This window comes from Chitinophaga niabensis, assembly GCF_900129465.1.
GTDB classification, from domain to species: Bacteria; Bacteroidota; Bacteroidia; order Chitinophagales; family Chitinophagaceae; genus Chitinophaga; species Chitinophaga niabensis.
On record NZ_FSRA01000002.1, the window covers coordinates 791494 to 809969 of the forward strand.

The 18476-nt window shown below is 45.8% G+C and carries 17 protein-coding genes; 8 read left to right on the forward strand and 9 right to left on the reverse strand.

Annotated elements, in window-relative coordinates:
* Positions 1 to 133 precede the first annotated feature (133 nt).
* Together BUR42_RS20150 and BUR42_RS20155 are read right to left on the reverse strand one after the other, a co-directional pair.
* Positions 134 to 985, reverse strand: coding sequence for a tetratricopeptide repeat protein (locus BUR42_RS20150; protein WP_074241396.1), 852 nt, complete (start codon positions 983 to 985; stop codon positions 134 to 136).
* Between the two features lie 24 nt (positions 986 to 1009).
* The gene (locus BUR42_RS20155) at positions 1010 to 1297 is read right to left on the reverse strand and encodes an HU family DNA-binding protein (protein WP_029464490.1); all 288 of its coding nucleotides are present in this window, start codon (positions 1295 to 1297) and stop codon (positions 1010 to 1012) included.
* Positions 1298 to 1521: 224 nt separating this feature from the next.
* Between BUR42_RS20155 and mutY the strand changes: the two genes are divergently transcribed.
* From mutY to BUR42_RS20185, 6 genes are all read left to right on the forward strand, one after another.
* Complete coding sequence (mutY, locus tag BUR42_RS20160; RefSeq protein WP_074241399.1) at positions 1522 to 2580, forward strand: A/G-specific adenine glycosylase; 1059 nt, start codon at positions 1522 to 1524, stop codon at positions 2578 to 2580.
* A 177-nt stretch (positions 2581 to 2757) separates the two neighbouring features.
* Positions 2758 to 3231, forward strand: coding sequence for a single-stranded DNA-binding protein (locus tag BUR42_RS20165; RefSeq protein ID WP_074241400.1), 474 nt, complete (start codon positions 2758 to 2760; stop codon positions 3229 to 3231).
* Positions 3232 to 3459: 228 nt separating this feature from the next.
* Positions 3460 to 4725: a gliding motility-associated protein GldE gene (gene gldE, locus BUR42_RS20170; protein WP_234979825.1), complete on the forward strand. Its 1266-nt coding sequence runs from the start codon at positions 3460 to 3462 to the stop codon at positions 4723 to 4725.
* Positions 4722 to 5324, forward strand: a complete 603-nt coding sequence (gene gldD / locus BUR42_RS20175; RefSeq protein WP_074241405.1) for a gliding motility lipoprotein GldD — start codon at positions 4722 to 4724, stop codon at positions 5322 to 5324. The genes gldE and gldD overlap by 4 nt, the downstream gene beginning before the upstream one ends.
* A 7-nt stretch (positions 5325 to 5331) precedes the next feature.
* A complete protein-coding gene (locus BUR42_RS20180) occupies positions 5332 to 5904 on the forward strand; it encodes a DUF3109 family protein (protein ID WP_074241407.1) in 573 nt (190 codons plus the stop codon).
* Positions 5905 to 5951: 47 nt separating this feature from the next.
* On the forward strand, positions 5952 to 7331 hold the full coding sequence (locus BUR42_RS20185; protein WP_074241409.1) for a LutB/LldF family L-lactate oxidation iron-sulfur protein: 1380 nt from the start codon (positions 5952 to 5954) through the stop codon (positions 7329 to 7331).
* A 78-nt stretch (positions 7332 to 7409) separates the two neighbouring features.
* Here the strand turns inward: BUR42_RS20185 and BUR42_RS20190 are convergent, their stop codons facing one another.
* From BUR42_RS20190 to BUR42_RS20220, 7 genes are all read right to left on the reverse strand, one after another.
* On the reverse strand, positions 7410 to 8990 hold the full coding sequence (locus BUR42_RS20190; RefSeq protein ID WP_074241411.1) for a carboxypeptidase-like regulatory domain-containing protein: 1581 nt from the start codon (positions 8988 to 8990) through the stop codon (positions 7410 to 7412).
* A complete protein-coding gene (locus tag BUR42_RS20195) occupies positions 8990 to 9529 on the reverse strand; it encodes an RNA polymerase sigma factor (protein ID WP_234979767.1) in 540 nt (179 codons plus the stop codon). Before BUR42_RS20195 ends, BUR42_RS20190 begins: the two co-directional genes overlap by 1 nt.
* A 114-nt stretch (positions 9530 to 9643) precedes the next feature.
* Entirely contained in the window at positions 9644 to 11158 is a 1515-nt protein-coding gene (purH, locus tag BUR42_RS20200) for a bifunctional phosphoribosylaminoimidazolecarboxamide formyltransferase/IMP cyclohydrolase (RefSeq protein WP_074241414.1), read from the reverse strand.
* Between the two features lie 12 nt (positions 11159 to 11170).
* Positions 11171 to 13051: a ComEC/Rec2 family competence protein gene (locus BUR42_RS20205; RefSeq protein WP_074241416.1), complete on the reverse strand. Its 1881-nt coding sequence runs from the start codon at positions 13049 to 13051 to the stop codon at positions 11171 to 11173.
* 288 nt (positions 13052 to 13339) lie between these two features.
* Positions 13340 to 16156, reverse strand: a complete 2817-nt coding sequence (carB, locus tag BUR42_RS20210) for a carbamoyl-phosphate synthase large subunit (RefSeq protein ID WP_074241418.1) — start codon at positions 16154 to 16156, stop codon at positions 13340 to 13342.
* A 164-nt stretch (positions 16157 to 16320) separates the two neighbouring features.
* Complete coding sequence (locus BUR42_RS20215) at positions 16321 to 16749, reverse strand: hypothetical protein (RefSeq protein WP_074241420.1); 429 nt, start codon at positions 16747 to 16749, stop codon at positions 16321 to 16323.
* A 410-nt stretch (positions 16750 to 17159) separates the two neighbouring features.
* The gene (locus BUR42_RS20220; RefSeq protein ID WP_074241422.1) at positions 17160 to 17726 is read right to left on the reverse strand and encodes a helix-turn-helix transcriptional regulator; all 567 of its coding nucleotides are present in this window, start codon (positions 17724 to 17726) and stop codon (positions 17160 to 17162) included.
* A 124-nt stretch (positions 17727 to 17850) separates the two neighbouring features.
* On the opposite strand from BUR42_RS20220, the gene BUR42_RS20225 reads away from it, so the two are divergent.
* Together BUR42_RS20225 and BUR42_RS29605 are read left to right on the forward strand one after the other, a co-directional pair.
* Positions 17851 to 18093 carry a hypothetical protein gene (locus BUR42_RS20225; RefSeq protein WP_074241424.1) on the forward strand — a complete coding sequence of 81 codons (243 nt, stop codon included), beginning with the start codon at positions 17851 to 17853 and terminating at the stop codon, positions 18091 to 18093.
* An 83-nt stretch (positions 18094 to 18176) separates the two neighbouring features.
* Entirely contained in the window at positions 18177 to 18443 is a 267-nt protein-coding gene (locus BUR42_RS29605; protein ID WP_143197529.1) for a hypothetical protein, read from the forward strand.
* Positions 18444 to 18476 lie beyond the last annotated feature (33 nt).

The window sequence follows — 18476 nt, forward strand, 5'->3', positions numbered from 1 at the left end:
TATTTCTTGCCTTTCTTATGACGGTTCTTTCTCAGCCTTTTTTTCCTTTTATGGGTTGCGATCTTATGTCTTTTTCTTTTCTTTCCGCAGGGCATACGCTTTTATTTTTTTAAATGATTTATAATGTAATGTATTACTTAATGCTTTTAATGTATTCATCTATCTCTGCGGCCAGCGAGGGATCTTTGATCAGCTTCCTGCACTGCCGTAACAATGAGATGGCTTTATCTTTCTCTCCTTTGCTCTGATGTGCTACAGCCAATAGGAATATGGCTTTCGGTTCCTCCGGATGACGTTTTAAAACATCTTCCATTCTATCGATCGCTTTATCGAACTGCCCGGATGTGATGCTGAAATTGGCTAAAGTAAGCTGGGCGTCCAGGAAATCAGGATTCCTTTCCGCCACTTCCCGTAAAATACCAATACCCTTCATCGGCTCACTGGTATTACTTACCAGCAACGATCCTTTCTTTATCTTCAGCGTGTCATTGTTAGGTTCAAGCGCAATGGCCCTGTCCAGCAACTCCAAAGCCATATTGGCTTCCCACATCCTTACGCCCGCGTCTTGTGTATGCGAGAGATGGTCTAAAAATAAATTGGCTGCAAAGGTGAGGTTTTTTCCGGAATTTTCCAACTTAGCGGCTTCGGCCGCATAATATGCAGCAATAGGGAGCTCATTGAGATGGTCCCAAATAGTGTATAGCTGCCTGTAAGCAGTAGCCTGCTGTGAGCTAACGTCGCCGCGAACGACGGTGTTTTCCAATCGGGTAATTTCAGCGAGTTTGTCTGCAGGAACTTTTTCTTTCGCTTTTTTCAGCAGATCAGAAAAGTTCGCTACAGCAGCGCCCTGGCCTTCTGGCATAGCGTTCCCCGATGCAGAGGCATGTTCATGCCCGTGCACCTTCGGCGTTATGCGTCCAAATGCGAATAAAACCGACACTACGGCAACAGCAAGACCAATAAGAAGTAGTTGATTTTTTTGCACCCTAAAAAATGTTAGGATGCAAATCTAAGAACTTTTAAGCTTCTTTACTTCGGCAACGAACTCTTTAGATGGCTTAAATGCTGGAATGTAGTGCTCGGGGATTTCGACGGCAACATTTTTCTTAATGTTACGGCCAATCTTGGCTGCACGTTTCTTCGTAATGAAACTGCCGAATCCGCGAATGTAGATATGCTCGCCATTTGCTAACGCCTCCTTAACTTCCTTGAACATGGCCTCGAGTGTTACTAACACATCTACTTTGGGGATGCCGGTTTTTTCAGCAATGTTGTTAATCAAATCAGCTTTTCTCATAATGAAGCGGAGGATTACTTGTTTTCAAAGTTATTAAAAAAAATTTAAAGTCGGAAGTATCAAGGAAATAAAATTTAATATTTTTTGTTATAGATAGTGACAACAAAAAATGCCTTTATTTGCGTCCCGGATGCCGCCTAAATCCCTAGAATCCAATACTAATGGATACTTTAGGAACACGAATATATAAAAAAACATCGACATATATAAATTATTTTGTGCAAATGAACGATACTAAAAGATTTTTTACGGACTGTATCCTTACATGGAACCGCCTCCATAACAGCCGGACCATGCCCTGGAAAGGTGAAAAAAATCCTTACCGTATCTGGCTTTCAGAGATAATTTTGCAGCAAACCCGCGTTGAGCAAGGCTGGCCGTACTATGAAAGGTTCATTGGCGCCTACCCCACGGTGGATAAACTGGCCCAGGCCCCGGAAGAAGAGGTTTTCCGCCTCTGGCAGGGACTCGGTTATTATGCCCGCTGTAAAAATATGCTGGCAGCCGCCCGCATGATCTCCTCCACGCATAAGAACCAGTTTCCGAAAACCTATGAAGAAATTGCCGCACTCAAAGGTGTTGGGGCTTATACAGCCGCCGCCATTGCTTCTTTTGCGTTCAATCTTCCCCATGCCGTGCTGGATGGTAATGTGTACCGTGTGCTGGCAAGGTATTTTGGCATAGATACTCCTATCGATAGTACAGCTGGCAAAAAATTATTCACCGCCCTGGCCAATGAGGTGCTCCCTAAAGATCAGGCAGGTGCTTATAATCAGGCAATTATGGATTTTGGTGCGGTGGTATGCAAACCCCAGTTACCTTTATGTTCATCCTGCTTGCTGGCACCCCGCTGTGAGGCCTTTCAAAAAGGACTGACTGACCTGGTCCCTGTTAAATCCAAGAAGCTCAAGATCAAAAAAAGGTACTTTCATTACCTCCTGCTGGAACAGAAAGGCCGGGTTTTCATTCGCAAACGCACAGGGAAAGATATCTGGCAGAACCTTCACGAGTTCTTTCTGCTGGAAACATCTGCCCCTGCCACCGATGCAGCCCTGCAACAATCTGCTGGTTTTCAAAGTCTGCTGGGCCATCTCGACTACAAGATCGTGGATTCCACTGCAGAAATAAAGCAGCAGCTCACGCACCAGACGATCTATGCAAGATTTATCAGGTTACAGGTACCTCTTGCATTTAATGCCCCGGACGGATATCAGCTGGTTACGGAAAAGCAACTGCAGGAACTGGCCTTCCCCAAGATCATAGTGGATTACCTGCAACGATGACGGGCCGGCAGCCATTTAGTACTATTACCTGCCTATTCTTCTCTAACTACTTACGGACAAGCATTACAACGTTCCCGTAACGGTAAAAATTCTATTCGTTGATTGGAAAAAAACATTAACTTTAGAAAGGTTGACCGTGAGAAGAATTTTTTATAGGACAGATTAAAACCTACAATTATGAGAGGTGTTAATAAAGTAATCCTGATTGGCAATCTTGGCAGAGACCCCGATGTTCAATTCCTGGAAGGTAATATCGCCGTGGCTAAATTCTCCCTTGCCACCACCGAAACATTCAAAGACCGCGCAGGCAAACTCATTTCCCAAACAGAATGGCATACTGTAGTTCTTTGGAGAGGCCTGGCCGAACTAGCGCAAAAGTATCTGCACAAAGGCAGTTTAGTCTATATTGAAGGACGCCTGCGTACCCGCAGCTGGGAAGACAAGGAAGGAAATAAGAAATTTGCCACGGAAGTAGTAGGCGATAACCTGGTTATGCTGGATAAAAGGATGGATGTTAATAATGGCGACCACCATATACCCCACCATGCTTCAGGATCTTCTTCCCCCGGAGGCCCGGGCGGCCACGGAGAAGGTTTCACCGGGATCGAGCTCCCACCCATGAGCGAACCTGCCGACGATCTTCCTTTCTGATGCCTTCATATGATAATATAAGTTTAAGTTAAACATAAATCCGCGCGTAACCGAACGGTACATTCTTTATATTTGCATGCGGGAAAGCGATTCAGGTCATTTCAGATGGAATTTCTTTCCCCTTATTTTTGACCAAAGCATATTAACTTGGCTTACCCATCGGCTAGCATTTTACCGTTTTCGAGCGTTTTGTTACAAGATCTGGCGTCACCGTCGCCCAATGTAGTCGTGTTTTTGCTGGTTATTTTTATCCTGCTCCTGCTCACCTTCATTGTGTCCGGCGCCGAAGTAGCTTTCTTTTCACTTACCTACAAGGACCTCAATGTGCTCAAAACCCGGCAGAATAGTGCAGGGAAGATGATCACGCGGTTACTGGAGAACCCGAAACCCTTACTGGCTTCCCTCCAGATCGCCAACATCCTGTTCAATATTGCCTTCATTTTTATTACCAATTACCTCATTGCACAGGTAGAAAGCCTGCGGGAGCTGGAATTCCTCTCCTTCATTGTGCGTATTGCCATCATTACTTTTGTACTGCTGTTCTTTGGCCAGATCCTTCCCAGGGTATGGGCCACACAGAATAATATGCGCTTTGCCACCTACTTTGCCTGGTTCATCCATATCATCCATGCTACCCTGGAGCCTATCAGCAACTTCTTTGTGAACATGAGCGAAGGCATAGAAGCCCGCCTTTTTCACAGAAGCACCCGCCCCATCAACTATCATGAGATCGATGAAGTGATTGAAATGAGTGTGGAACCCGGCGCTTCGCAGGAAGAAAAGAACATCGTACGGGGCATCCTCAAATTCGGCAACATTGCTGTTAAACAGATCATGCGCACCCGCCTGGATGTAAATGGGCTGGAATACGATATGCCTTTCGGTGAAGTGGTGAAAAAAGTGGCCGAACTCCACTATTCCCGCCTGCCCGTTTATAAGAACAACCTGGATACCATTGTAGGCGTGATCCATACCAAAGACCTCCTGCAACACCTGGGGAAAGGAGATGATTTCGACTGGCATGAAGTATTACGCCAGCCTTTCTTTGTGCATGAGCATAAACTGATCGAAGACCTGCTCAACGAATTCCAGACCCGCCATATGCATTTTGCCGTGGTAGTGGATGAATTTGGTGGTACCTCCGGCATTGTAACCCTGGAAGATATCATGGAAGAGGTGATCGGGGATATTAAAGACGAATTTGACGAAGACGAGTTCAACTATAATAAAGTAAACGATCATACCTACGTTTTTGAAGGTAAGACCATGCTGAACGACGTTTGCCGGATCATGGACATTGCACCGGATACTTTTGAATCCGTGAAGGGAGAAAGTGATTCCATCGGCGGGCTGATCCTTGAACTCTCCGGTAAATTCCCGGAAGAGAACAGCGTGATCAGCTATGAGAACTTTGATTTCACGGTGCTCGAAGTAACCAAAATGCGCATCCAGAAAGTGCAGATCAGCTATAAAACAGGTATTGAAAGCGAATGAGACCGGTAATCTATTTCTTCCTGGCAGCGCTCATATTTACTGCCGCAGCCTGCCAGCAACAAGGGTTTACCCCTAAGCCGAGGGGATTTTTCAGGGTGGATTTCCCAAAAAAAGAATACCGCCTTTTCGATGAACCGGGCTACCCCTACTCCTTCGAATATCCTGTATACGCCAATATCGTAAAGGATACCCTCTTTTTTGATGCCAAAGCCGAGAATCCCTGGTGGATCAATGTTGACTTCCCGCAATTCAACAGTAAGGTATACATGAGCTACAAAACAGTAGGAGCACAGAATTCGCTGGATAAACTGATCAACGACGCCTTTAAACTTACTTACAAACATACCCTCAAAGCAGAATCCATTAACGAAGAGGAGATCAGTACTCCCAACAATGTACATGGCTTGTTCTACGAAGTAGGCGGCAATGCTGCTTCCGCGAAACAATTCTATGTAACGGATTCCTTTCATCATTATTTGCGCGGAGCGTTGTATTTTTACGCACCACCCAATGCAGATTCGCTGGCGCCCATGCACAAATTCCTGCAGGAAGATATGTGGCACCTGGTGGAAACACTGAAATGGAAAGCTAATAAATGAGTGACAGATGATTGTGATCGATGATAAATACATCAGCGATGATGTGGTTGAAAAAAATTTCGTGTGCAACCTCAATGCATGCAAAGGGGCCTGCTGCGTAGCAGGAGACTGTGGCGCTCCCCTCGAAGAAGCAGAACTCAAGGTCCTCAAAAAGATCTACCCAAAGATCAAACCTTATCTCCGCGAGGAAGGCATTAAAGAAATAGAAAAAACCGGGCTGCATACCTGGGATGATGAACATGGCCATGTTACACCTATTGTGAATGGCGCTATCTGCGCATATGCCACCATCAATGAAGCCGGGCATGTAGGCTGCGGAATAGAAAAGGCCTATAACGATGGCGTGGTGGATTATAAAAAACCCATCTCCTGCCACCTCTACCCCATCCGCATCACTAAATATGAATCTTTCGAAGCGGTGAACTACGATAAATGGAGCATCTGTAAACCTGCCTGCAAACTGGGCAATGAGCTGAAAGTACCTGTTTATAAATTCCTGAAAGAAGCCATTACGCGCAAGTACGGCGCTGAGTTCTACCAGGTGCTGGATAAGATAGCTACCAAGCAGCATCTTGATTGATAATATTTTGCGCACGATTGTTGTGCTATAACTATCTTTACAGGCATATGAATAAGACGGCAAGCACCTTTCTTTCTGAAAGTGAAATAAAAGCGGCTGATCTGAGTCACCGCAAAACGATCAACTTCAATATCAGCAAGTATAATGCTGCCGTTGTGAACGGTAAGCGGCAATTCTCTGATCTGCCCACTGCGAGGGAACGGGCTAAGAATGTGAAGTGGAAAGCCATTGAGAACCTGGATAAACACCTGGAAGATTTTGAGATGAACTTCATGAAGCGGGGCGGAAAGGTGATCTGGGCAGAAAATGCAGAGCAGGCAAGAGAAGCGATACTGGAGATCTGCAAAGCCAAAAACTGCAAGACCGTTGTGAAGAGTAAATCGATGGCCACAGAAGAGATCCATCTGAACGACTTCCTCCAGGAAAATAATATTGAAAGTGTAGAAACGGACCTTGGTGAATACATCCAGCAACTGGATAATGAGCCGCCGTACCATATTGTTACGCCGGCCATGCATAAAAGTAAGGAACAGATCGCGGAGCTTTTCACTAAAAAGCTGGGCACTGTTCCAGGACTCAACCCGGAACAACTTACCCTGGTAGCCCGTGATAAACTCCGCCAGAAATACCTGGAAGCAGAAGTAGGTATCACCGGCGCCAACTTCATCCTGGCAGACATCGGTGGTATTGCGGTAACAGAAAATGAAGGAAATGCACGGTTAAGTACTTCTTTCCCTAAAACACATATTGCACTTGTTGGTATAGAGAAGGTACTGCCTTCTGTGAATGATCTTGCCCTCTTCTGGCCGCTGCTGGCTACTTATGGTACAGGACAGAATATCACTTCCTACAATACCATCTTTACCGGCCCGCGCCAGGAAGGTGAAATTGACGGGCCTGATGAGATGTATGTGATCTTTTTAGACAATGGCCGTACGAACATCCTCAAAGATGAAGTGGCACGTGAAAGCCTTTACTGCATCCGTTGCGGCTCCTGCCTCAATGCCTGCCCTGTTTACAAGAACATCGGCGGCCATACTTACAACACCACCTACAGCGGTCCTATCGGTGCGGTGATCACACCTCACCTGCAGGGCATGGAAAAATATATGCACCTTAGTTTTGCTTCCTCCCTTTGCGGGAACTGTACGGAGGTTTGCCCGGTGCGCATTAACCTCCATGAGCTTTTGCTGCATAACAGGCATAAGGCTGTGGAAGAGAATCATACCACAGGGGCTGAAAAGATGGGTTGGTTTGGATGGAAACAGGCTTGCCTGAGCCGCCGGATGATGAACCTCGTAGGCGGTAAAACAAAGAATATTGTAGTAGGGAAATTGTTTGGGAAAGCATGGGGAAATGATGAACGCGCAATGCCTGATTTTGCGCCGAAGTCATTTAACCAGTTGTGGAAGGAAAGGAAGAAATAAGTTTATTTATATAAAAGGAAAAGGCGCTCTAGCAGGCGCCTTTTTTAATGAAATGTTATACTTTTTTTGAGAAGGTCTTTATTGCCCCTTTTTAACCAGTTCTACCGGCACTATCACCTCCACGGTAGCCTTTTTCTTATTAGAAGCAGGCATCCATGCCGGGCCATCTTTGATGCGTTGAATGGCAATACTGTCCGCCTCTTTACCCATGCCCTGCAATACTTTAAAATCCTGCAAAGCGCCATCCGGCATTACAGAGAAAGAGATATGCACCTTACCGCTTTGCGGAACTTTAAGGCCGGGTATTTCCACTGTTTTATTCGTTACCAGGTAAACGCTGTATGCTTCATCTCCTGCTAAGGGGAATGGCGGTACCAGGCTTTTCTTTTCCTTGGCACCATAACCCACTACCACTGTTTCATTCAATTGGTTCCTGCTGGAAGGTAAGGCTACATTCAGGTTACTGGTGCTTTGAGAAACGGTTACCTTCTTTTGTGCGTAACCAACGGAAGAAAACCCAAGCTCGGCCTTACTTTTAGAGGCAATATGTAAGGCAAAACTACCTGCGGTATCCGTAACGGCTCCCCTGTTGGTGCCATTAACTGTAACGGATACACCGGGAATACGTTTGCCTGTTTTTTCATCTACTACAACACCGCTGATCTTATGCACATTATCATCCGTATAATAATTGGAGAAGTTGGATTTTGCGCCGGTTACCAGCCCTTCTACTTTTGAATCAAGTATACCTGCTATGGGTTTATTACCCCCGATGTGGATGGTATCTATCTTATTGAGGGATGCAAAGGCGGAATCTGCGTTTGCAGCGCCAAAACGAGGAGCCTGTTTGCTTTTTTTAGTGGTTACAAGTATTACGCCATTGGCGGCTTTTGCGCCGTATACAGCACTGGCAGTGGCATCTTTTAACACCTGTACATTTTCTATTTCTGCAGGATTGATGGAATCCAGTTTAGCAGGTACACCATCCATTATAACCAATGCGCCTGAATCTTTCATACTTGAAATACCGCGGATCTGTATGTTAGCATTGCTTTGCTTCATCTCGCGCCTTATGGCAACTCCTTGTGGAGCAGCAACCAAAGCGGGTTGTGCAGGAGGGGTAGGTGCTATTTCATCCTTAGCATCTGCTGCCGGTGCTATTGTTTTAGAACGGGCAACATCAGCATTGATCTCCTCAGCGGGTTTAGCATTTGCAGCCTTGGCAGATGTTACATCAGCATTTGCATTTGCTGCAGGAGCTGCAGGAGCCGCAGGAGCCGCAGAATCCGGAAGTATTTCCTTTTTCTCTTTCTCTAAGGTCTGGGCTATCTCCGGTGCTTTTTGCGTTCTGTTAAGGAGCATTACGCCGGAAATACATAATATCAGCAATACGGAAGCTGCTGCCAGCCAGCGATAATCCAAACGCCGCACTTTTTTCTCCGCAGGCGCCACCCTTTGCTGCAAACGCTGTTGCAGTTCACTTAGAGCGGACCGCTGATCAGCGGGATATTTTGCGTATCCTTCCAGCGCATCTGCCAGGAACGGATCGTCCAGCGCCTGTTTTTCGAGGGCATGCATGGTTTTACCATCCAGTTTGCCTTCCAGGTACTGACGGATCAGTTCCGCCGTGGGGGTGATATGTTGTTGATTATCAGCCATTAATTTTTATCCATACAAAGTTTCAGGTTCCTTTTCCCGTTCTGAATATAGCTTTTTACCTTATTCATCTCGTAACCCGTGATATCTGCCACTTCGCGGTAGCTTTTCTCCTGTAAATAGAACAGGTTTACACTTCGCTTTTGCTCTTCGGGCAAGGCTTCCAGGCATTTTTCCATGGCCTGGAGGTTGGATTCCATACTGAATCTGTTATCAGGATGATAATTTTCCTCCGATTCCATAATTCCATTGTCGTCTATGGACACCAGGCGGCCTTTATTGGCCCTGATCTTCATCAGGCAATGGTTACGGGTCAATACATGCAGCCAGCCCCTGAAGTTCTGGACCTCATGTTGTTTCAGTTTCCCGATCAGTTCTTCAAAGATCTGCATCACGGCATCTTTGCTGCTTTCCTCATCAAGATACTTGAGGCACACACCATACACCATATCCATATAACGTTCATACAATGCCGCTAAATACTCCAGCTGACCGGTTTTTTTATATTCTCCGATCAACCACGCATCATCTGCGTCCTTCATTATATTTTGCTGCAGGAATGGCATCTACGTTGGCAATAGTACAAAATTCTTTGATACAAAAAAGGCTGTTCTTTCGAACAGCCTTTTGCTATGCTCATAAATTGAAATCAATGATCAGTGGCGGAAGTGACGCATGCCGGAGATCACCATCACCATACCATTTTCTTTGGCGTAATTGATGGAATCGTTATCACGGATAGAACCTCCTGGCTGAATGATCGCGGTAATGCCTTCTTCTTTGGCAATACGCACACAATCATCAAACGGGAAGAATGCATCTGAAGCCATTACTGCACCCTGCAGGCTGAATTCAAACTGGTGTGCTTTTTCAATAGCATGGCGCAATGCATCGATGCGGGAAGTTTGTCCGCATCCTTTACCTACCAGCTGTTGATCTTTCACCAATGCAATGGCATTGGATTTAAGGTGTTTGCAAACGATGTTGGCAAACTCCAGGTCTGTACGCTGCGCTGCTGTAGCAGGTTGCGCACCGGTATCGTTCCAGGTTTGGAAGCTACCTTCGTCGTTATCCTGAACCAATACACCGTCCAGCACATTCTTAAACATCTGTGCAGGCTTCACCGCTTTTTTCTGCAACAGCAGGATGCGGTTCTTTTTAGCCTGGAGTATTTCCAGTGCAGCCGGCTCAAAGCCAGGAGCAATCAGGATCTCAAAGAATATTTCGTTGATGGATTGTGCCGTAGCGGCGTCTACAACCTTGTTACAGGCCAGTACCCCACCAAAAGCGCTTTCTTTATCTCCTGCCAGTGCAGCTTCCCAGGCAGCACTCAATGTAGGCCTGCTGGCAATACCGCAAACATTGGTATGTTTGATCACGGCAAAAGTAGTTTCTGTGAATTCAGCGATCAGTTGAACCGCAGCATCCACATCCACGAGGTTATTATAAGAGAGTTCCTTACCATGCAATTTGTCGAAGATCGCTGTAAGATCGCCATAGAAAACACCTTTCTGGTGAGGGTTTTCACCATAACGGCATACCTGGCCCTGCGGAACAGATAACTGGAAGTATTCTTTGTCTGTATTCTGAAGGAAGTAACCGGCAATGGCCACATCGTAATGTGCGCATACTTCAAAAGCCTTTGCAGCAAAGTGCCTGCGTTGTTCTAATGAAGTAGCTCCTTTACCATCTACCAGTGCTTTTTCCAGATCAGCATACTGATCTTTGGAAGCAACGATCACCACATCCTTGTAGTTCTTACCCGCAGCGCGGATCAGGGAAACACCCCCGATATCGATCTTCTCAATGATAGCCTGTTCTTCCGTAGTGCTTTTCACGGTTTCTTCAAACGGATAAAGGTCTACGATCACCAGGTCAATCTCCGGGATCTCGTATTGTTTCAGCTGTTCCAGGTCCTGCGGATTCTCACGGCGAGCCAGGATACCGCCAAACACTTTAGGGTGAAGGGTTTTAACACGACCGCCCAGGATGGAAGGATAAGCCGTCAGATCTTCTACGGCTACACATTTCACACCCAATTCTTCAATGAACTTTTGCGTACCGCCTGTAGAGTAAATGGTAACACCCTGCTCACCTAATGTTTTAACGATATTCTCCAGGTTATCTTTATAGAAAACGGAGATCAAAGCTGATTTGATTTGCTTTTGCATGCAAGAAAATAATTAGAGATTTACAACAAAGGCTCCTTCATCCGGAACCGAAAAGCAGCGCAAAGGTAGTTTCTTAGCAGCACTTTTCCACTTCCGTATCAGGAAAGGTGTATTAGAACTATCAAAAATTATCGTCTCGTATATAAAATAATCGCGCAAACAACTGATATCGACACGCGGATTATGTGACAACAAAATATAATCTATTTTCATCTTCGTGGCGGGCAGCTTGTCAGGAAGCCTGCCGGTTAAACGCAGGATCCTTTTTCCTTCAAACTGGGTCAGTATTTCTGTTTTGTATTGTTTGCGCTGGCGGCCATTGACACATTCTATGGTTGCATTGTAAATAATAATTTTCTTTTGCTGCAATGTGCTGATCCCATCGTAAGCGTGTAATCCTGCAAACAGCACTCCTGTTACTAAAGCCCCATACCAGCGTTTTAATAAAAGCAACATGGTGATCCCATACAAACATATTGTTTGTGGCAGACTGATCCGGATGTTATGCGTAACGGCACCGGGAACCTTATCCAGCCATTGTATACATGTGTTCATGACCATGATACCTCCTGCCAGTAATTTACCCAGCCAGATATTAGGCAGGCATACCAGTATGATCTCTCCGTATAAAAGCATGGTGGAAAGCGGCACGGCTATGAGGTTTGCCAGCAGGAACAGGTTAGGGAACTGATGGAAATAATACAGGCATACCGGCCATGTAAATACCTGTGCGGCAATTGAAACAGCTATCATCTGCCAGAGTTTATCCAGCCATTTGTTGCGGAGCATCCACCGGTCATAAACAGGTTGATAACAGAACAGGATGCCGCCTACTGCCAGGAAGGACAACTGAAAACCCACGTCTACCATAAAATAAGGTTGATAACACAACAATAGAAAAGCCGCCGCGGCCAGTGTATTACGGCTATTGGAATATCTTCCCAGCATAAATTGTCCTGTTGCTATGATACTGAACATTACCGCGGAACGAAGTACAGAAGCAGAAGCCCCGGTCAGCAAAGAGAAAGCCCATAACACTGCAATTACCAACAGCGCCCTGGCTGCCTTAGGCATCCATTTCAACAATTGAAGCAGTGTAACATAGATCAGCCCCAGGTGTAAACCGGAAATGGCAATGATATGCACTACCCCGGTATTCGTATATGCCTGCACGATACCTTTATCCAGTTCCTCCCGGTAGCCGATCAGCAATGCCTGTGCAATTCCGTATTCCTGCTGCCGGGGGATGTATTGCCGCAGGGTGTTCAGGCAATGATCACGGGTATCCTGCAACCAGTTCCTACGAGGCTTACCCGGCAAAACCTGCCAGTTTTTAAGGGATACCTGGTGAAAGAGGTTCCGGTAACTGCAATATTTAGCGTAATCGAAGCCTCCGGGGTAACCCATCCCTTTGATCCGCCGGATATTTCCCTGTATCATTAGCCGGTCCCCATATTGCAGAGGGGGTCTTTCCCGGAAATAGAGCAATATTTTCCCGGTAACGGGCTGCGGAACGCCCTCATTTATGATTGCAGACACGGTAGCCCCTACTTTCCTGGAATGAGGCTGTTCCTCCAGCGAGAGGATCAGCAGGCTGCTATCCTTCAAATGATGCCCTACCCAATCTGCCCGGTGGCGGATATCTGCCTGCTGCCATAACCCCATTCCCAATAAAAAGATGGTGATATGGATACATGCTCCCTGTAGATGCCGCAGGGCAAAATGGTCTTTTAACCTCAAAAAGGAAGGCAAGGCCCAGCCTGTTAAACCGCAAACGGATAGGATCAAAAATGCCCGGATGGATATCGTAGCATACATGCCCAGGATCATACCGGCCATAAAGGGGATCAGGAGGCGCAGGAAGGGCGCCTTTTTCCAAAGGTTAACAAACATACTTACAAACAATGGTCTGATTGAAATTAAGGCATTTTTACACAAAATCAATAAATGGCTGATAATCAGTTCTTTCCTATAATTATGGGAGCGTTCTCCTATATCGCTCCTATAGCACTGCTATAGCATTGTAGGCACATAGGTATATCGAAACGATATAGGAATGCTATAAGAGTGCTATAGGAATGCGCCTTCAGTGATATAGGGATATAGAATTTCAGTACTTGTATGAATAAAAAAGGCCGGGTCATAAATGACCCGGCCTCTTAAAATTTATGTGGAAGACGATTACTTACTCAGGTGCATGCTTCTTTCTTTATAAAGCGTTCTGAAGTAAGGGTCCCTCAGATCCTTAATGAAACGGATAGCTTCCCCTGTAGATTTCATTTCAGGCCCGAGTTCTTTATTCACGCCGGGGAACTTGTTGAAGGAGAATACCGGTTCTTTGATGGCAAAGCCCTTCAGGTTCTTCTCTATCTTGAAATCTGTGAGTTTATTAGCGCCCAGCATCACTTTGGTGGCGATGTTGAGGTAAGGTACCTGGTAAGCCTTCGCGATGAAAGGCGTGGTCCGGGATGCCCTTGGGTTAGCTTCGATCACAAACACCTGCCCATCCTTAATGGCGAACTGGATGTTGATCAATCCTTTGATATTCAGCGCACGGGCTATTTTCTCAGAATAGTATTCCATGGTGGTAACGATCATCTGGCTGAGGTTGAACGCTGGTAATACCGCGTTACTGTCCCCACTATGGATACCGGCTGGTTCAATATGCTCCATCACACCCATTACATGGAAATTCTCCCCGTCGAAGATAGCATCGATCTCAGCCTCCTGGCAACGGTCCAGGAAGTGGTCGATCAGGATCTTATTGCCCGGTAAGTGTTTCAACAGGCTGAGAACGGATTTTTCCAGCTCTTCCTCGTTGATCACGATCCGCATCCTTTGGCCGCCCAGTACATAAGAAGGACGGACCAGTACAGGATATCCTACTTCTTTTGCCACTTCAATGGCATCGTCTGTATTATAAGCAGTACCGTATTTAGGGAATGGAATGCCGAGTTCTTTCAACCTGTCGGAGAAACGGCCGCGGTCTTCCGCAATATCCATACTGTCAAAGGAAGTACCGATGATCTTTACTCCTTTCTCTGTGAGCTTCTTGGCCAGTTTCAGTGCCGTTTGCCCGCCCAGCTGAACGATCACGCCTTCTGGTTTTTCCAGCTCAATGATCTCCCAGAGGTGTTCCCAGTATACCGGCTCAAAGTAAAGTTTGTTAGCCATGTCAAAGTCTGTAGACACCGTTTCAGGGTTACAGTTCACCATAATGGCATCGTAACCGCATTCCTGGATGGCTTGCAGACCGTGGGTGCAGCAATAGTCGAATTCAATACCCTGGCCGATCCTGTTGGGGCCGGAACCGAGTACGATCACTTTCTTTTTATCAGAAGGGATGCTTTCGTTCTCTGTATCGAAAGTAGAATAGAAGTAAGGTGTTTTGGCTTCAAACTCTGCTGCACAGGTATCTACCATTTTATAGGTACGTACAATGCCGGCGGCTTTCCGTTTTTCATATACTTCATCTTCTTCGCAGTTGCCAAAGATGATGGCCAGTTGCTTATCTGAGAAGCCCATTTGTTTGGCTTCTTTCAGGAGGTCCATGGGAACAGATTCCAGGTCGTGCTCCAGCAGTTGTTTTTCTACTGTTACGATATCGTTGATCTGATGCAGGAACCAGCGGTCGATCAGGGTTGCCTGGTGGATGGACTTTACAGACATTCCTTCCATCAGCGCATCCTTGATGCGGAAGATACGGTCCCAGGTGGGGCGCTTCAGCTTTTCGATCAGCTGTTCGCTTTTCAGGAGGGATTTACCGTAGTAACCAAGCCCCACTGCGTCGTTTTCAAGGCTCTGGCAGGCTTTCTGCAATGCCTCGGTGAAAGTGCGGCCGATGGACATTACTTCTCCAACTGATTTCATCTGGAGTCCTAACGTATCGTCGGCACCTTTAAATTTATCGAAGTTCCAGCGTGGCATTTTTACGATCACGTAATCCAGCGCAGGTTCAAAGAAAGCGGAAGTAGTCCTGGTGATCTGGTTCTCCAGTTCATCCAAAGTATACCCGATAGCGAGTTTAGCGGCAATTTTAGCGATGGGGTAACCCGTTGCTTTGGAGGCCAGTGCAGAAGAACGGCTTACGCGCGGGTTGATCTCAATGGCGATCAGTTCTTCGTTCTCAGGGTTCATGGCAAACTGCACATTACAACCTCCGGCGAAGTTACCCAGCTGGCGCATCATCATCATGGCCTTGTTACGCATGTCCTGGAAAGCAGTATCGCTCAGGGTCATGGCAGGCGCCACAGTGATGGAGTCTCCTGTGTGGATGCCCATGGGGTCCAGGTTCTCTACGGTACAAATGATAACAACATTGTCATTTTTGTCCCGCAACAATTCGAGTTCATATTCTTTCCAGCCGAGTACTGCTTTTTCTACCAGTACCTCGTGCATGGGAGATGCTTTCAAACCACGGTCCAGTGCTTCATCCAGGTCTTCTTTGCCATGAACGAAACCACCACCGGTACCACCCAGGGTGAAGGAGGGGCGTATTACAAGCGGGAAGCCTATTTCCTGTGCAAATTCCTTTCCTTCCAGCAGGGAGTTAGCTGTACGGGCCGGTGCCACGGGAATTCCCAGTTGGATCATCCACTGGCGGAACTGTTCACGGTCTTCCGCTTTATCGATGGCTTTAATATCCACACCGATCAGGCGAACATTGAATTTTTCCCAGATACCCAGTTCATCCACTTCTTTACAAAGGTTCAGTGCGGTTTGGCCACCCATGGTAGGCAAAACGGCATCGATCTGGTTCTCTTCCAGGATCTGTTCAATACTTTCTACCGTCAGTGGCAACAGGTAAACCCTGTCTGCCATCATCGGGTCCGTCATAATAGTAGCCGGATTAGAGTTGATCAGGATCACTTTAATTCCTTCTTCCCGGATAGAACGGGCTGCCTGGGAGCCGGAATAGTCAAATTCACAGGCCTGACCAATAATAATAGGACCGGAGCCGATAATCAGAACAGATTTAATGGAGGTGTCTTTGGGCATCTTTTTTTATTAGCTATTGATAATGAAAAACCATGCGATCTTTTTAGCCCGCGAGCGAACAAAAAAATCGTGCAAAATTACGGGAATAATTGGTTTTTACGGAGATATTATTTGAAATGGATAGCTGAGATGCCCTATATTTTAATTTTATATACTAAATAATGCTATTGCGCCAACATGTAAACGTATACCAGCTTCCACTTTCCGTCTACTTTCTGGAATTCAAAATCTTCAATGGTAGCGGCATCGTCTGATACCATAGATTTATCGTCTTCGCTCAGCAACTTGCGGGCACGCAGCAGGTTGTATTTATTGGCGAACTCTTCTTTTGCAGGCAGTTCCAGGTAATCATTAAAGAAAGTGGCGAACTGGTCTTTATCGATCGTTTGAACAGCTGTATCCGTGAGGCTTTTCTTTACCACCAGGGGAAAGTCTATAAAACCGCTCACACCCTGGATATCTTTCTTTACGAGGGCGGTGTAGAATTTCTTCCAAAAAGCCTCAAACTCTTTGAGTTCAGGCGCTGAAGTACGCTGGGCTTTACCAACCAGCAGGAGAAGGCACATGGCCAGGGATAATAGACTGCTTTTCATAGTACAAGGGATAGCGTTACAAATATAGAAATGCTAATATATGTAATTATAATGAAAAAATCTGTATTTTTATCATAAAGATTGAAGGATCAGTCTTTTGAGACCTAACTATTTTGCAAATATTTCCGCATTCGAGTGCGCTTTCTTAAGCAGGGTAACTAATTTGCAACAGAATTACTACAAGATCATTATTGGAGTTCATATATACATGCATCCTTTCTATGTTAACAACAAATCCCCTAAAATTCCTGACCTATGTGAACCCTGGAGATGCTGTTGCGTAAATGCAATGGCATCTTTTTTTTGTGAAGGGGGTGAGAATGCCTGAACTCTTTTGGGTGAGTTCCTGCTGGTGTATGTAAGGTTTAGTATAACACTTTTGAGGTGAGGTCCTTTTTTTTCCGGCAAGTTTACTGCAACTCTTTAAGGCGGGCTATTTCCACGAGTGCTTTATTATAATCTTCCAGCAGTCTGTAATATTTATCTTTCCAGCTTTCTATTTCCGGGCCATCTGCACCATTTTCTTCCACATGATTACCACCCAGGAATTCCTTGGCACTGATCTCCAGCACCTGGCAGATCTTTTTCATCTGGTCCGGCGTGAACACAGATTTGTCCAGCAGGTTATATAAGGCGCGGCGGCTAAGCCCCATCCTGTCTGCCAGCTTTGTTTTATTCAGGCCCTTTTCTTCGATCAGCTCATCCAGCCTTTGACCCTGGTGAAAGTCTACAGCCGGTTGTGGTTGTGTTCTGCGTGGATGCGTCCAGTTATAAAATTCATCGAGGCTGATGCCGAGTAATGCACAAAACTCCAGTAAGGTGGCGCGTTTGATGGCCTCCTTACGGAAATAATAGTGGGCGATCTGGTTGGAAAACCCCGCCAGATCGGCAAACTCCAGGATCTTCATGCGTTTATCCCGAACGATCTGTTTCAGACGCGCGCCTTCATGAATAATATTTTTCGATACCGTTTCCACTGTAATTAAATTTTATTATTATTGTAATAATTGTCAATGGTTTGTATGATACTCATACTATCAATATAACATTTTTATTGACAAAATGAATGGATTTACCTCAAAATGATTAAACCAGCGTCATATGGAAACAAAGAAACTTTCATCCTTCAACCTCTTGTCGGATACGCACACTGCCTTAACCCGGCTCCCGAAATCCTTCCGGGAAAGCGTTTGCCACGAATGCGGTTGGAGCGAAGCTACTTTTTACCGGAAAGCCAGGGGCAAAAACACCTTCAGTAATGCGGAAAAGGAAAAGATCCTGGCAGTAACTGATGATCTGTTAAAGAGCGTCCTGGAGCAAAATGTCAGTTACAGGCAACGTTAGATGCACAATAGCGTACATCATCTCCACGGAATGAAACATTTTCATTGATGTTAACTTAATTAATCCCATTAAAAACCAAGATCATGCCGGAACCTAATCAGGAAATACGCTCCACCATTTCTCAATTCATTCAACGCTTGTACGAGGTCGGCGATAATGCTATTTCTCATGTAACCGTTACAATACATGGAGGTTTGCAGCACTTCTTTCCAGACAAGCGCATCACTCATTTTTCCGTTACCAAAATGGAAGGTGTCTCGGAGCTTTCTTACCAGGATATGGAACTGGAAGCCCCTATTCCCAATATGGTCACCATTATTGCAACGGAAAAAAAACCAAAGCAGATCTGAAACCATCATTTCGTTCCATAAAAAAAGCAAAAG

What these genes read in the sequence shown, in the direction of transcription:
- BUR42_RS20155 (WP_029464490.1), bottom strand. Translation starts at nt 1,297, where the DNA reads ATGAGAAAAGCTGATTTGATTAACAACATTGCTGAAAAAACCGGCATC.
- mutY (WP_074241399.1), top strand. Translation starts at nt 1,522, where the DNA reads ATGAACGATACTAAAAGATTTTTTACGGACTGTATCCTTACATGGAAC.
- BUR42_RS20165 (WP_074241400.1), top strand. Translation starts at nt 2,758, where the DNA reads ATGAGAGGTGTTAATAAAGTAATCCTGATTGGCAATCTTGGCAGAGAC.
- gldD (WP_074241405.1), top strand. Translation starts at nt 4,722, where the DNA reads ATGAGACCGGTAATCTATTTCTTCCTGGCAGCGCTCATATTTACTGCC.
- BUR42_RS20180 (WP_074241407.1), top strand. Translation starts at nt 5,332, where the DNA reads ATGATTGTGATCGATGATAAATACATCAGCGATGATGTGGTTGAAAAA.
- BUR42_RS20185 (WP_074241409.1), top strand. Translation starts at nt 5,952, where the DNA reads ATGAATAAGACGGCAAGCACCTTTCTTTCTGAAAGTGAAATAAAAGCG.
- BUR42_RS20190 (WP_074241411.1), bottom strand. Translation starts at nt 8,990, where the DNA reads ATGGCTGATAATCAACAACATATCACCCCCACGGCGGAACTGATCCGT.
- BUR42_RS20195 (WP_234979767.1), bottom strand. Translation starts at nt 9,529, where the DNA reads ATGAAGGACGCAGATGATGCGTGGTTGATCGGAGAATATAAAAAAACC.
- purH (WP_074241414.1), bottom strand. Translation starts at nt 11,158, where the DNA reads ATGCAAAAGCAAATCAAATCAGCTTTGATCTCCGTTTTCTATAAAGAT.
- BUR42_RS20205 (WP_074241416.1), bottom strand. Translation starts at nt 13,051, where the DNA reads ATGTTTGTTAACCTTTGGAAAAAGGCGCCCTTCCTGCGCCTCCTGATC.
- carB (WP_074241418.1), bottom strand. Translation starts at nt 16,156, where the DNA reads ATGCCCAAAGACACCTCCATTAAATCTGTTCTGATTATCGGCTCCGGT.
- BUR42_RS20215 (WP_074241420.1), bottom strand. Translation starts at nt 16,749, where the DNA reads ATGAAAAGCAGTCTATTATCCCTGGCCATGTGCCTTCTCCTGCTGGTT.
- BUR42_RS20225 (WP_074241424.1), top strand. Translation starts at nt 17,851, where the DNA reads ATGGAAACAAAGAAACTTTCATCCTTCAACCTCTTGTCGGATACGCAC.
- BUR42_RS29605 (WP_143197529.1), top strand. Translation starts at nt 18,177, where the DNA reads ATGCCGGAACCTAATCAGGAAATACGCTCCACCATTTCTCAATTCATT.